General features: G+C 62.3%; 11 protein-coding genes and 3 pseudogenes. 7 read left to right on the forward strand and 7 right to left on the reverse strand.

Annotation, left to right across the window (positions count from 1 at the left end):
• Positions 1–561: 561 nt before the first annotated feature.
• The gene (locus BLQ92_RS00220; RefSeq protein WP_054035693.1) at positions 562–798 is read right to left on the reverse strand and encodes a helix-turn-helix domain-containing protein; all 237 of its coding nucleotides are present in this window, start codon (positions 796–798) and stop codon (positions 562–564) included.
• Between the two features lie 99 nt (positions 799–897).
• Between BLQ92_RS00220 and BLQ92_RS00225 the strand changes: the two genes are divergently transcribed.
• From BLQ92_RS00225 to BLQ92_RS41315, 5 genes and pseudogenes are all read left to right on the forward strand, one after another.
• Entirely contained in the window at positions 898–1,320 is a 423-nt protein-coding gene (locus BLQ92_RS00225; protein WP_143016482.1) for a hypothetical protein, read from the forward strand.
• A gap of 223 nt (positions 1,321–1,543) precedes the next feature.
• Positions 1,544–2,032, forward strand: a pseudogene (locus BLQ92_RS00230) (magnesium chelatase subunit ChlI family protein); the annotation flags it as partial.
• A 91-nt stretch (positions 2,033–2,123) separates the two neighbouring features.
• Positions 2,124–2,888, forward strand: coding sequence for a hypothetical protein (locus tag BLQ92_RS00235; protein WP_143016483.1), 765 nt, complete (start codon positions 2,124–2,126; stop codon positions 2,886–2,888).
• A gap of 11 nt (positions 2,889–2,899) precedes the next feature.
• Positions 2,900–3,571, forward strand: a complete 672-nt coding sequence (locus tag BLQ92_RS00240) for an RES family NAD+ phosphorylase (protein WP_244106036.1) — start codon at positions 2,900–2,902, stop codon at positions 3,569–3,571.
• Between the two features lie 20 nt (positions 3,572–3,591).
• Positions 3,592–3,684 (forward strand): annotated as a pseudogene (locus tag BLQ92_RS41315) (magnesium chelatase subunit ChlI family protein); the annotation flags it as partial.
• A gap of 330 nt (positions 3,685–4,014) precedes the next feature.
• On the opposite strand, the gene BLQ92_RS00245 reads toward BLQ92_RS41315, so the two are convergent.
• A complete protein-coding gene (locus BLQ92_RS00245; RefSeq protein ID WP_244106035.1) occupies positions 4,015–4,665 on the reverse strand; it encodes a hypothetical protein in 651 nt (216 codons plus the stop codon).
• A 160-nt stretch (positions 4,666–4,825) separates the two neighbouring features.
• Between BLQ92_RS00245 and BLQ92_RS00250 the strand changes: the two genes are divergently transcribed.
• A complete protein-coding gene (locus BLQ92_RS00250; RefSeq protein WP_090680341.1) occupies positions 4,826–5,359 on the forward strand; it encodes a peroxiredoxin family protein in 534 nt (177 codons plus the stop codon).
• Between the two features lie 110 nt (positions 5,360–5,469).
• Here the strand turns inward: BLQ92_RS00250 and BLQ92_RS00255 are convergent, their stop codons facing one another.
• From BLQ92_RS00255 to BLQ92_RS00265, 3 genes and pseudogenes are all read right to left on the reverse strand, one after another.
• A complete protein-coding gene (locus BLQ92_RS00255; protein WP_090680344.1) occupies positions 5,470–6,822 on the reverse strand; it encodes a sigma-54-dependent transcriptional regulator in 1,353 nt (450 codons plus the stop codon).
• Between the two features lie 48 nt (positions 6,823–6,870).
• Positions 6,871–8,826, reverse strand: a pseudogene (locus tag BLQ92_RS00260) (sensor histidine kinase).
• A gap of 129 nt (positions 8,827–8,955) precedes the next feature.
• Positions 8,956–10,239: a dicarboxylate/amino acid:cation symporter gene (locus BLQ92_RS00265; RefSeq protein WP_175772026.1), complete on the reverse strand. Its 1,284-nt coding sequence runs from the start codon at positions 10,237–10,239 to the stop codon at positions 8,956–8,958.
• A 647-nt stretch (positions 10,240–10,886) separates the two neighbouring features.
• Here BLQ92_RS00265 and BLQ92_RS00270 point away from each other — a divergent pair.
• Positions 10,887–11,768, forward strand: a complete 882-nt coding sequence (locus BLQ92_RS00270; protein WP_090680353.1) for a LysR family transcriptional regulator — start codon at positions 10,887–10,889, stop codon at positions 11,766–11,768.
• Here the strand turns inward: BLQ92_RS00270 and BLQ92_RS00275 are convergent.
• Positions 11,741–12,202 carry a TerB family tellurite resistance protein gene (locus BLQ92_RS00275; RefSeq protein WP_090680355.1) on the reverse strand — a complete coding sequence of 154 codons (462 nt, stop codon included), beginning with the start codon at positions 12,200–12,202 and terminating at the stop codon, positions 11,741–11,743. The two genes, BLQ92_RS00270 and BLQ92_RS00275, sit on opposite strands and share 28 nt — an antisense overlap.
• Positions 12,203–12,386: 184 nt before the next feature.
• Positions 12,387–13,457: an ABC transporter ATP-binding protein gene (locus tag BLQ92_RS00280; protein ID WP_090680358.1), complete on the reverse strand. Its 1,071-nt coding sequence runs from the start codon at positions 13,455–13,457 to the stop codon at positions 12,387–12,389.
• Positions 13,458–13,476: the final 19 nt, after the last annotated feature.

Here is a 13,476-nt window from a genome sequence, read left to right on the forward strand (position 1 = left end):
ATGCGCGAGTCACCTAGTTCCACTAAGTAAGACCATCAGCGACGGCGACGTCCTCGCAGTTTGCGTTTGAGGTGAATGATGGGCTTGACTTTGACCCGATGTCTTAGCGAATCAGATATAACAAGTTCCACGATCGGACTTCCTGCTCGACATACTATGAAGCCGCGTCTAATGCCTAATTGAGACGCAAGCCGCTCGAACCCTGACTTTTCGGCAGACACATTGACGCAACGCCCTCTTATCGCGCACCTCTTTAACATGCACCGGCATACAAGAATGTCCCATGGCGCGAGAATATGGTGCGCATATATCGCACAGCGATTCAACGGAACATTCCCTGCATCGATGGCAACCGTGATGAGACAACGCCGTCGAGGCCGCCACTGCGCTTCACCATGAACCCGGAACTAGCGTTAGCCCGCTTGCGCCCCCGATCCCGCGTCTGGATCGCCGGCGAATTCTTGTCGCGCCACTTCGAGCACCCGCGTCGGTTCGCGTTCCCGGTCATTACCGCGTGAACGCAAAACGGATAAGCGCGCAATCTTGAATTTTTATCCGCCTTCAGATGCTAAACAAATCCGCGATCTTTACACCGAAGGCTATTGCCAGTCTTTCGATATTATCGATCGAAATATTTCTAGCCGCTCGCTCTACATGAGCGACAAACGATCTGTCTAGCCCACATGCTGCCGCCAAGTCCTCCTGGCTCCACCCTCGGTCCGCCCGCATCCGACGGAGATTGTGGGCGAGCAAAGCCCGCGCACTCATCGGGGGGACATTAGGGGCGTTGTATTGCATGCGCGTGATACTGGATACGCGCCGCTTCCCCGTCAGTAGCTTTTAAGTCACAATCTGCACCCTCGCACTGATTTGAGGCGAAATTCGCCAACGACACACATGTTTTTTACACAAAACAATTGGGAAGTGACCAACGGCACGCTTGCTCAACTCGCGGCGCCGCTTAGACCTTGGAGTCGCATGGCGCTGACAACAGTCGCGCCCAAATTTTTGATTGAACTCGATACGCCATCGGAGACACCAAATTTTCGATTTCTTCTCGCGTCTGGCGTCGAGGAGTTGCTCGACATTGCGGCCACGCCCGGCAGCCGAATTGTCGCGGCGCATGTCATTGCTTTCGGCGAGCGCGAACAAGGTCCAAGGTTTGAACCTCTGTTCGAAATTCGCAGGACCACGCTGGTCACGTCTCCCGCCATCCACTCTTATCGACGACATGACGGCAGTTGGGCTGCTCTAGAGTTTCCCGCCTCCTGCGCCCAAACTGCTCACGGGCAAGTGACCGTCTTTTCACTAGAGCGGTGACGCAGGGCTCTGGACACACCACTTTTATGTTTTTTGCGAAAAACATCTAACCCCAACACATCTCATTTCACCCCGTGTGCACAACTGAGCTGCCCACACCGCAAGGGTGTGGACAGCCGCTTTCAGCGGTTCCTCAGTTGAACACACTTGAGTCTGACGCGCGCCTGCGGCGCTTGCCCTATTTGAAAAAATGCTCGGAACGATTTCATCACATGGCTGGTTGCTAGCATCAGCGATGAATCCCTGCCCGTGCGGCTGGCGCGGCGATCCGAACGGACGCTGCCGCTGCACGCCGGAAGTGGCCGGGCGCTACCTGCGCAAGCTGTCGGGGCCGCTGCTGGACCGAATCGATATCCAGATCGAGATTCCGGCGCTGACCTCGACCGAGCTTTCCGCCCGTTCCAGCGCTACCGGTGAGCCGAGCGCCGCGATCGCCACCAGGGTCAGCGCGGCGCGGGCCCGGCAACTGGCCCGGCAGGGCAAAACCAACCGCGAACTGAGCGGACGCGAGGTCGATGAGGTGTGCCGGCCAGACGCAGCCGGCGAAGCGCTGTTGCGCGAAGCAGGCGATCGCTTCGGCTGGTCGGCGCGTGCGTATTACCGCGTGCTGAAAGTCGCCCGGACGATCGCAGACCTGGCCGGCGCGGAGGCGCCGAGCGGCAGCCAGATCGCGGAAGCGGTTCAGTACCGGCGCGCGCTCACGGTCGCCTAAAACAATGCAAGGAAACAGGAGCCGAAATATGGAGGAAAGAGCCGGGAATCGGGGGATAGCCGCCGCAGGAGGACAAAAGCGACTTGAGTTCATGAACTTCATGAACTATGATGAGCGTATGGCAAAGCGAAACTATCCCTCTACAGGCAATCGATCCATTCCCGGAAAGGCCGCCACCGCATCGTCGACCAAGGATGGTCGACACGCGCACTCGATACCGCTGGAACGGATGGAGCGCTACGACCCCGGACTGGTTGTCCACACGCAAGACGATGTGTACAGGCTTGCTTTGCGGACAGTGCAATTGCTCGGGGCCGCCCCAGAGCAGAGAGTCGTCGACTATCTGAAGGCCGCTTTCAATACGGTCTCGACGGGCAATGTGCCCTCGCCAGACGCCGACACCGCCCCCAACGAAAACCCGAACGCAGTCACGAGCACCCCGGACCCGCTCGCGGCAGCCCGCGCCAGGGGAAGACGCTCTGCGCTCGAGGAATATGAAAGTCCCGACAACCTTACGCTCCTCGATGCGCGCGACTACGCCGGCCGCAATGATCGGACGATCAACGAGCAGCGCCAGAGGGGCGAGCTCTATGCGCTGCTTCCGCCCGGAAAGACGAGGGGGTTTAGATATCCCAAGTGGCAGTTCGACGTGGATCCACACAACCTGGCTTCGGTCCTGTGCCCGTTCGTCGAAGCACGGGCGAACGCCTGGGTTATCCATTCGTTCATGCGGCGCAAGCGCGACGAACTCGGCGGCAAATCGCCCGCCGACGTCATGCTCGATGAACGGTCAAGCATAGCGCCAGTAGTCGATCTGGCAGTGCGGGACCTCTGTGGCGAGCAGGGCGCGGCATGACGCAGGGGGCAGTGAAAGCGAAGACCATCGCTGGTTGTCCACTGCCACCCGATGGGCTCCGGGAGGCTGCGTTGCCGATAGTCGAATTCGATCTCTCGGTGACTCGCCTCTACCGGATCCACCGGCGGATCTACGATCCGATTTTCTACAACCGCCGTTCCAATTCGACACGAATCTACCGGTTCGACTCGCCGGACGATAGCTTCGGCGTGCTATACGCATCGCCGTCTTTTGACGTCTGCATGGCCGAAACGATCATGCGGGATCGCTATCTCGGAGTGAACGCAAGCGAGCCACGTTACGTGGACGAGAGGGATCTCGCGGAGCGGTCCATCGCTACGCTCGGATTCGGCGCGGCGCGCAGTCTCCGCCTTGCGGATCTTACGGGCCCGCTTTGGCAATTCGGTTTCGACGCGCAGGTGCTTTCGGTCAGCGACTATACGGCGCCCAATCAGTGGAGTGCAGCGATCCACGACAATATAGGGAATCTCGACGGCATCTACTTCCGGTCGAGATATTTGAGCGCAGCGTCCGTAGCGGTGTTTGGCGATCGGGCCCAACTGGTGCAAAAGGGAGCGTCCGTACCACTGCACCTGCATCCAGAGACTCCTGGATTTCTGGAACGTTTCCAGATCGGAATTGCGGATCCCGGCGGCGAAGCCTGGATGGCCCCGGAACAATAGCAGCACTATTTCACGATACCCGGACGATCGCAGACCTGGCCGGCGCGGAGGCGCCGAGCGGCAGCCAGATCGCGGAAGCGGTTCAGTACCGGCGCGCGCTTGCAGTCTGTTAAAGCAAAAAAATAGCTGTCAAGACTTGACTTATGCACACAAAAGCATTCCCGACAAACATACAGGTAATTGAAAGGTAGGCTTGAGGCACTTCGCAGAGAGCCTTGATTTCATTGATCTTTCTGATTTTCCCTGAGACGGGGAAAAGCGATCGGAGGCCCACGGGACGGGCTTTTGCGGCGTTCCAGGCAAGGTTCTCCACAAAGTTATCCACAGGCACTGTGGGTAACGGGAAAATCTCCATAAAATCCGGCTATTAGCGCGATAACCTGCGAAGGAACTTTCACTGTGAACGGGTATCTACGTCACCCCTCTGATGCGCTGGCGACGCCTCAATAAAGCTGGAAAGACTGAAAAAACTGGTCCACCTGTTCTTGCGGCAGCGGCTGGTTGGCGATGATCGCTGCCTGGTAGACGTGCCGGCCGTGGGCGACGAGCCGTGCGTAGATCGTGCGGGTTTCCTTTGCTTCGCCGGCCTTGCCGTTCAGCGTCATCTCGAGACCAGGCACCTGGCCGCCTGCCGCAAGCGGAATCTGCACCGTGTGCGCATCGGGCGCGGCGCTGACATTGCGGGCAAGTCCATCGCGCAGGAAGTCCAGTGCCGTACGCTGCGTCTGCGGGTCGTCGGAGGGCAGCATCACGGTGCCGACCGCGAATACAGCCTTGCCGGCCTCGGCGGTTTGCATCGCCATTTGCATCGAGGCGCCGCCAATCTGGATCTGGCGGGCATCGTTGCTCGGCTTGGCCGGCAGGTCGACCGTGTAGCCGTTGTCGTTGTTCATGATCGTGCGCCAGTCGTAGGTCGGCGAACAGGCGGCCAGCAAACCGCCCACCGCCAGCAGGCAGGCGCCCGCGCCCAGCACGGCGCGCGCCTTCGCCAAGCCTGCAGGCAAGCTGCGCAGGCGGGCGGCAAAAACCGCAGCAAGACCGGCAAGAAGACGCAGGGACGAAAAGCGAACGGCGGCAAAAACGGGTCGGAGCATGAGGACGAAGCCGGCAGGGGTCGGGGCATAAAGCCCTATTATCCGCCGATCGCGAAGGCACTGACAGTGCGCCGACCGCGCCCTGCCGCTGCGCAGGATTGCAGCTACAATACGGACGCAACGTTGCGCGCGTGCTGCGCGAAATCTCGAGGTCCCGTTCATGAGCCCTACCCCGTCTACCCCCGTATCGAAGCGCGCCAGCCCGATCCGCTACCTTGCTGCGGCGGTTGTTGCCGGTGCGATCGCGATTGCCGGCTATTTCGCCTTCAACGGCCAGCAGCACGTTCCGGACGCCACTTTCACGCTGCTGTCGGGCCAGAAAGTCTCGACCGCCGATCTGAAGGGCAAGGTCTACCTCGTCAACTTCTGGGCCACCAACTGCGACACCTGCATGAAGGAAATGCCGCAGATGGTCGACACGTATAACCGCTTCAAGGGCAAGGGTCTGGAATTCGTCGCCGTGGCGATGAACTACGACGCGCCCATGTACGTGACCAACTACACCGAGACGCGCCGCCTGCCGTTCAAGGTGGCCATGGATGACGGCTCGGCGGCCAAGCAGTTTGGCAACGTGCAGTTGACGCCGACCACCTTCGTGGTCGACAAGGACGGCAAGATTCTCAAGCGCTATGTTGGCGAGCCGCAGTTCGCCGAGCTCGACCAGTTGCTGGAAAAGGCACTGAACGCCGCCTGAAGAAACAGCAAGGCATCAAACATAAACGCGCCGTTAGCGGGCTTGTCCGCTAACGGCGCGTTGCTTTTGGGGCTTGCCGCTCAAGTCCACGGCCCCGGGTCACGCCGCGATCAACGCTCCCCATCCCCCTTCACCGCGATCCCGTAGCGCTTGATCTTCTCGTAAAGCGTCGCCTTGCCCAATTGCAGGCGGTCGGCCGCCAACGCCACCGCACCGCCGGTCTGCTCCAGCGCCTGTGCGATCACGGCACGCTCGAATTGCTCGACGCGCTCCTTGAGCGACTGCGCGTCCGCCGCTTCGTTCACCGAAGCCGTCATCGGATCCTCCGCCACGCCGAGCACGAGGCGGTCGGCCGCATTGCGCAATTCCCGCACGTTACCCGGCCAGTCGCGCTGCGTAAGGCCAGCCCGCTGACGGTCAGTCAGGATCGGGGCGGGACGCTGGTAGCGCACCGCCGCGTCGAGCAGGAAATGCTCGAAGAGCGGCACGATATCTTCGCGCCGCTCCGCAAGCGGCGGCAGCGCGATCGTCACCACATTCAGCCGGTACAACAAATCGCGCCGGAAGGTGCCGGCCGCGACATGCTCGCTCATGTCGCCTTTGGCGGCGGCCACGATGCGGCAGTTCACGCGAATCGGCTGGTTCGAGCCCAGTCGCTCCAGCACACCGTCCTGCAGCACCCGCAGCAGCTTGACCTGCAGTCCGAGCGGCATGCTCTCGATCTCATCGAGAAACAGCGTGCCGCCCGATGCGTGCTCGAGCTTGCCGATGCGGCGCTTTGCAGCCCCCGTAAACGCGCCGGGCTCGTAGCCGAACATCTCCGATTCGAACATCGGTTCCGGCAGCGCGCCGCAATTGACCGCGAGAAACGGCTTGTCACGCCGCGGCGACAGTTCGTGCAGGCTGCGCGCAATCAACTCCTTGCCCGCGCCGGTATCGCCGTTGATGAGCACCGATGCATCGGTGGGCGCGACATTCGCAATCAGCCGCCGCACCTGTTCGATCACCGGACTGCGCCCGATGATGCGCGGCGCCACCGCGTTCTGCCCCGCCAGCTCACGGCGCAGCGCGTGATTCTCGAGCACCAGCGTGCGACGCTCCAGCGCGCGCCGCACCGTTTCGATCAGGCGCTCCGAGGCAAACGGCTTCTCGATGAAGTCGTACGCGCCGTCGCGCATCGCCTGGACCGCCATCGAGATGTCGCCGTGACCGGTGACGAGAATCACCGGCACATCGGGGGCGCGTTCGTGGCATTGAGCAAGCAGATCGAGACCGCTTGCGCCCGGCAAGCGGATATCGCTGACGATCACGCCCGGAAACTCCGCGCTGATCGCGCGCGCCGCCGCTTCCACCGACGCATAGCCGGTCACGTCGAAGCCGGCGAGCTGCAGGCTCTGCACGCTCGCGCGGCGCACCAGTTCGTCGTCCTCGATATACAGCACCGGCAAACTATTGTTGACCATTGTCCTTACCACCTTAAAGCGCTCGAGCGCAATTGAAGCCGCCTGAATTCAGGACCCCGCAACGAGCGGATCGGTTGCCGGCACGCGCACCCGGCGCAGCGTCAGCACGAACAGCGCACCGCCGTCCGGCGCGTTGCGCGCCACCAGCGAACCACCGGCGTCACGCGCAATCGACGACGAGATCGCGAGGCCGAGCCCCAGTCCCTGGCCCATCTCCTTCGTCGTAAAGAACGGCTCGAAGAGCCGCGGCAAGACGTCGTCCGGAATGCCAGGGCCGTTATCGTGGACCGAGATGGAGAGCGTCGCTGCGGCGGCTTCGATGTCGATCTCAATCCTGGGAGCGGCGATGCCGGCGACCGCCGCGCCTTCAGCCGCCGGTCGGCCGGCCCCTGGCTCGCAAGCCGCGTCCAGCGCATTCCCCAGCAGATTGATCAGCACCTGCTCAAGCCGCAAGTCATCGCAATTCGCGACCAGCTCCGGATGTTCCTCAGACGAATCGAAACGCGTGCGCGTGCCCGCCTCGGCATCGACCACGGTCAAGACCACCTCCACGCCCTGCAAGCGCTTTTGCAACAGCGCCAGCACATTGCGCAACGCCCGTGCGAGCGGCGCCCGCGCGCTGCGTGGCCGCGCCCGCCCGACGAACAGCTTCAACTGATTGGTGATCTTGCCCATGCGCTCGGTCAGCGCCGCAATCGCTTCGAGGTTTTCGCGCGCCGACTCCTGATCGCCGCGCTCCAGCAACACGCGTGTGTTGTCCGAGAACCCGCGCAGCGCAGCCAGCGGCTGGTTCAACTCATGCGTGATACCCGCCGCCATCTGACCGAGTGCCGCCAGCTTGCTCGCCTGGATCAGCTCGTCGTGAGCCGCGCGCAACTCCTGCTCGGCGCGGGTGCGCTCGCTCACTTCCTTCTTGAGCTGCTCGTTCGCCTCCGACAGATCCGACGTCCGCTCTGCCACCCGTTGATTCAGCTCACCATAAGCGCGCTGCAGCAACTCACGGCTGCGCATCATCTCGCGCACGCGCGCACGCCGGGTCCTCCAGTAGAACACCAGCAGACACAGCGTCACGTAGCCAAAGCCCGTGACAATCGCGGCATTGCGCGCATCGGTGTCGACCGGGTCGACACTCGCCATGGTGATCAGTTGCCAGTCGGGCTCGCCGATCGAGCGCCGCGACTCCAGATAGCGTGGCGCATAGCGGCCGCCGCCAATCCGGACGATCTGCGCATCGCCCTCGAGCGTACGCTCGATCGTCATCGGCAGCGGTGGGATTCCCTGCTGCGCATACTGGCGCGTCTGATAAATCGAGTCCTCCACCGCCCCCGACAACGGCCGCACTGTGTGATATTTCCAGGCCGGCACTGACGAGAGGAAAATCACGCCGTGATCGTCAGTGACGATCAGCGGCTCGGACGCATCGGCGCCCTGAAACCACTCCAGATTGAGTTTGACGACCGCCACACCGACGATCTTGCCCGCGCGCCGCACCGGTTGCGAGATGTAGTAGCCAGGATCGTGGGAGATCGTGCCGATGCCGAAGAACCGGCCCACGCCGCCCTTCACTGCATCGATAAAATACGGCCGGAACTGATACTCGACGCCGGCAAAGCTCTCCGGCTCGCGCCAGTTGCTCGCCGCGACACAGAGCCCGTCGGCTTGAATGATGTAGGTGACCGTGGCCCGCGCATGGAGGTTCAGGTCTTCCAGATAGCGATTGGCGCGCTCGACGTTCGGCGCGCTCGGCGCGACCAGCACGTCCTGCACGAACGGATGCTCGCCGAGCAGATAAGGCAGGGATTCATAGCGCTCCAGCGTGCTCTTGAGCGCATTGGTGGTGCGATCGACGCGCACCGCGGCGTTGCGCCGCAAGCTGTCGATGCCGCGCTGCCACGTGATGCTCCACGTGAGCCCGCACGCTGCCACGAGCCCGGCGACGAGCGCGAAGAGGATCAGCAGGCGGCGCGTCACGTTGATGGATTCCGGTCAGTGGGGTTCGGTTATTGTGGCATAACGCGCCGGGGCGGACGGCGTGACGGCCGGGCGGTGGGCACCCGGGCCGTCAGCGCCCGCTTTCCTGCCAGCAACACCAGCACGGCGCCATCCCTGGTGGGAAGCGCCGCCATACGATGCTTACGCGCCCGCCGCTTCCTTCACGGTCACCACTTCACCGCGCAGTGCCGCACGCAGCTTGTTGCGATCGAGCTCCTTCTCCCACGCCGACACCACCACGGTTGCAACACCATTGCCGACGATATTCGTCAGCGCACGGCACTCGCTCATGAAGCGGTCGATGCCGAGAATCAGCACCATGCCCGACAGCGGAATGGTCGGCACCACGGCGAGCGTCGCTGCCAGCGTGATGAAACCGGCGCCCGTCACCCCACTGGCGCCCTTCGAGGTCAGCATCGTCACCGCGAGCAGCGTGAGCTGCTGCGTCAGCGTGAGATCCGTATTGGTGGCCTGAGCGATGAACAGCACCGCCATCGTCATATAGATATTGGTGCCATCGAGGTTGAACGAGTAACCGGTCGGCACCACGAGGCCCACCACCGAACGCGAGCAACCGAGCTTTTCGAGCTTCAGCATCAGTTGCGGCAGCGCCGCTTCCGACGAACTCGTGCCGAGCACGATCAGCATTTCTTCCTTGATGTAGGCCACAAAGCGCAGCACGCTGAAACCAACCATGCGTGCAATCGCGCCGAGCACCACCACGACGAACACGATCGAGGTCAGATAGAACGTGCCGATCAGCTTGAGCATGGGCACCAGCGAGCCGATGCCGTACTTGCCGATGGTGAAGGCCATCGCGCCGAACGCGCCGATCGGCGCCAGCTTCGTGATGATGCGCACCACACCGAACAGCACGCTCGAGAGGCTTTCGACCAGATCCGTGACGACCTTGCCGCGCTCGCCGAGCGTCGCCAGCACGCTGCCGAACAGCATGGCGATCAGCAGGATCTGCAGGATTTCGCCTTGGGCGAAGGCATCCGTGATCGTGTTCGGAATGATGTGCATCAGAAAGTCGACGGTGCTTTGGCCATGCGCCTTGGCGGCGTACGAGGCGACTTCCTTGCCGTCGAGCGTCGCCGGATCGACGTTGAAGCCCGCGCCCGGTTTCAGCACGTGGGTGGCGACCAGACCAAGCACCAGCGCGAACGACGAAACCACTTCGAAGTACAGCAGCGCCTTGCCGCCGACCCGCCCGACCTTCTTCATATCCTGCATGCCGGCGATGCCGGTCACAACCGTACAGAAGATGATCGGCCCGATCACCATCTTGATCAGCTTGATGAAGGCGTCGCCGAGCGGCTTCATGTCGATAGCGAAGGCCGACGAGTAATGGCCGAGGATAATGCCGACGATGATCGCGGCGATCACCTGGACATAAAGCACTTTATAGAAGGGTTTCTTCACGATGGTTCCTGCGATGTGGATGAGCCATTGGCCTGCCACGCTGCGCATCATGCGAACGAATAGACGTGTCGCCTGTGCACGGCATCGGGCCGCGACAAGACGACGAATTCAGAAATACCGGGAGGGGAAATCGGACATCGTTGTCTCCATGCTTTAGTTGTCGGGCCTTTGCGGCCGCGCTTCTACTTTGCAAGGTCGATGCCAGCTAGATGACGAGTCTTTCGCTTTGATTTTTAAGGGATTTTTTGAGGCGAGGCGAGCAACCCGTCCAGCTTTCCAGAAATCAGGACGGCGGGCGTCGGGGATTCCGGACAAAAAAATGCCTTCCTCGCGGCAGGAAGGCATTTCAATCGAATATCGGAGACTTTATTGTTCGTGGGCTTCGGGTAGGGGGTACCACGGCGAAGCTCACATCTCAATATTAGGACGGTTCGGGCGCGCTTACCGTTAAGCATTGTCAAATCGCGCACCGTTCCGCGAGCGCACCTGCCGTCTCGTCATCGTGGACAGGGTCATGCCGCCCATGGCGTGCGCCAGTGAAGTGAACTGGGTGAGGTCGGCGTATGGACATCATCGGTGCTCCATGACTTCGGATAAATCAGTGCTAAGCTGAACGACGTATCGTTTTTTCCGAAGTGATGCCGTCAATGCTGAACTATCGCCATCTCTACTATTTCTGGATCGTCGTAAAGGAAGGCGGCTTCGCCCGCGCGGCCGAGCGCCTCGACATGGCCGTCCAGACCATCAGCGCGCAGGTGCGTGAGCTGGAAAAATCGCTCGGGCGTCAGTTGCTGAAACCCGCGGGGCGCGGCGTCACCATGACCGAAGCCGGCGAGAGCGCCTTCAATCGCGCGGAACAGATTTTTCAGCTCGGCGAGGCGCTGCTCGACGAGATACGCGAGGCGGGCGGCCAACGCCTTGCGCGGCTGGCCGTGGGTCTCTCGGACGGCATTTCAAAGCTCGCCGCGCACGCACTGCTCGCGCCGGTGCTCGATACACCGTCGCTCAGGCTCCTGTGCCACGAAGGTGAGCACGCGCAACTGTTGTCGGAACTCGCCCTGCATCGGCTCGATCTGGTTCTGGCATGCCAGTCGGCGCCGCACAACGCGGATCTGCGCGTCGTGAGCCAGCGCCTCGTCGGCTCGCCCGTCGACTGGTATGGCCCGGCCGCGCTGATCCAGAAGGCCACTCGCGCGGACTTTCCACAATGCCTCACCGATCTGCCCGTACTCTTGCCCACCGGGCACGCCGCGCTGCGCGCGCGCCTCGACCGCTGGTTCGAAGCCACGGGGATCCGGCCGCGAATCGTCGGAGAATTCGAAGACAGCGCACTGATGGCGGTGTTCGCGGCGCGTGGCCTCGGCGTGTTCCCGCTCGCGGAACTGGGCGCCGAGGACCTCTCATTACTGCGAGGACTGCGCTGGCTCGGCCGCGCGGACGGCGTGATCGAAGAGATCCACGCTATCCGCTCGCGGCGCGGCCAGCATCATGCGCTCGCCTCTCAGGTGGTCGACGCAGCACGCTCATGACCGCGCAGGATGCCCGGCGGGGTACCGTGACGAACGGCGGCTAGCGCCGGAGCGGGTCCCCACACGCTAAAAACAGCCGCTAGCAGGGCGATCTCGCCATCCGCGAGATGGCCGTCGGCTATCGCGACGGCCATGCACAGGCGCATGACCTTGCGTCGCAACGCTGGGTCGTCGATCTCGACAAGCAGCGTGGCAAGCAAAGGCGTGTCGATCTGTCCGGCCATTGGCGCGAACGGCGCGTGAGCGATGGAGTGGTCCTCGCACAGCGTCTGCACGATCTGCGCGAATTGCTCCGGCGCAAGACCGAGTTGGCCGGCGATATCGAGCTTGTCGAGTGCACGCTCCTCGGAGCTGCAAACGTGGCCGTCGGAAGTCAGCAGCAGCGCGACGATGCGCGCAGCGGCTTGAGGACTGTTACGGGGATAGGTTCGCATGACTGGGCTCCTTTCGCGGACAATGTCCGCAGTGGTGATGAGCCTCAGTTTGCGTCAGAGTCCGGATCGGATAAACCTGTTAATTCTTGAGCGATGGTTCGGAAAAACCGAAGTGCTTGGCGGTGGGACAGGTTGCCTGCCCTTCGGCCACTCAGCCCCCTGAGCCACCACCCCGGGCACGCCCCTAAGCCGCACCTTCTTCCAGCACTAGCAGGTTCTCGTGCGAAAAACCCAAAGCCACCGGCTGGCCGCGCTCGGGCAAACGGCGATTCGGATCGTTGAACACGTCGAGCGAAATCACCGCGTCCTTGACCCGCGCTCTGATCCGCACCACCGCGCCGAGGAAACTCACCTCCTCGACCGTCGCCGCCAGCGTGTTGCGCCCCGCCGCCGGCGCCTCCAGCACGATCGCCTCGGGCCGCAACGCCAGCAAACGTTTCTTGCCGGCGTCATCCGGCGCGAGCTGCTGCGTGGTCACGAGCTCCTGGCCGTCGACCGCCATCGTGCCGCTCGCCGGATCCACCACATGGCCGGACAGGATATTCAGCGTGCCGACAAACGACGCCACAAAGCGCGTGCGCGGATAGTTATAGATCTCCGAGGAAGTGCCGACCTGCTCGACCCGTCCCTCGTTCATCACCACGATGCGGTCGGAGATGGAGAGCGCCTCTTCCTGGTCGTGCGTCACGAAGATCGATGTAATGCCCAGCTCGCGCTGCAGCGCACGAATATCCTGACGCAGCGAAATGCGAATTTTTGCATCCAGTGCAGACAGCGGTTCATCGAGCAACAGGACCTGCGGCTTGCCCGCCAGCGCGCGAGCGAGCGCCACACGCTGCTGCTGCCCGCCTGAAAGCTGCCACGGGTAGCGCTCGCCGACGTTCGGCAGCTTGATCAGCTCCAGCATCTCCTCGACGCGCTTGCGAATCTCGTCCTGCGGACGACGCGCCACTCGCAGGCCGAAGCCGATGTTGTCGGCGACCGTCATGTTCGGAAACAACGCGTACGACTGGAACACCATCCCGACCTTGCGCTGGCGCGTGCGCAGATGCGTCACGTCGCGGCCGTCGAGGCGGATCACGCCGCGCGTCGGGTTTTCGAAGCCCGCGATCATGCGCAGCACCGTGGTCTTGCCGCAGCCCGACGGACCAAGAAAGGTGATGAACTCGCCGCGCTCGATCTTCATGTCGAAATGATGCAGCGCCGTATTCGCCCCGAAGGACTTGTGCAGATTTTCGATCTCGAGGAATGCCATGATTCGAAGCCTCAGTTCA

Source organism: Paraburkholderia phenazinium (assembly GCF_900100735.1).
Classification (GTDB): Bacteria; Pseudomonadota; Gammaproteobacteria; order Burkholderiales; family Burkholderiaceae; genus Paraburkholderia; species Paraburkholderia phenazinia.

Bases quoted from the DNA above. Each gene is read 5' to 3' on its own strand.
- BLQ92_RS00220 (WP_054035693.1), bottom strand. From the start codon at position 798: ATGCAATACAACGCCCCTAATGTCCCCCCGATGAGTGCGCGGGCTTTG.
- BLQ92_RS00225 (WP_143016482.1), top strand. From the start codon at position 898: ATGTTTTTTACACAAAACAATTGGGAAGTGACCAACGGCACGCTTGCT.
- BLQ92_RS00235 (WP_143016483.1), top strand. From the start codon at position 2,124: ATGAACTTCATGAACTATGATGAGCGTATGGCAAAGCGAAACTATCCC.
- BLQ92_RS00245 (WP_244106035.1), bottom strand. From the start codon at position 4,665: ATGCTCCGACCCGTTTTTGCCGCCGTTCGCTTTTCGTCCCTGCGTCTT.
- BLQ92_RS00250 (WP_090680341.1), top strand. From the start codon at position 4,826: ATGAGCCCTACCCCGTCTACCCCCGTATCGAAGCGCGCCAGCCCGATC.
- BLQ92_RS00255 (WP_090680344.1), bottom strand. From the start codon at position 6,822: ATGGTCAACAATAGTTTGCCGGTGCTGTATATCGAGGACGACGAACTG.
- BLQ92_RS00270 (WP_090680353.1), top strand. From the start codon at position 10,887: ATGCTGAACTATCGCCATCTCTACTATTTCTGGATCGTCGTAAAGGAA.
- BLQ92_RS00275 (WP_090680355.1), bottom strand. From the start codon at position 12,202: ATGCGAACCTATCCCCGTAACAGTCCTCAAGCCGCTGCGCGCATCGTC.
- BLQ92_RS00280 (WP_090680358.1), bottom strand. From the start codon at position 13,457: ATGGCATTCCTCGAGATCGAAAATCTGCACAAGTCCTTCGGGGCGAAT.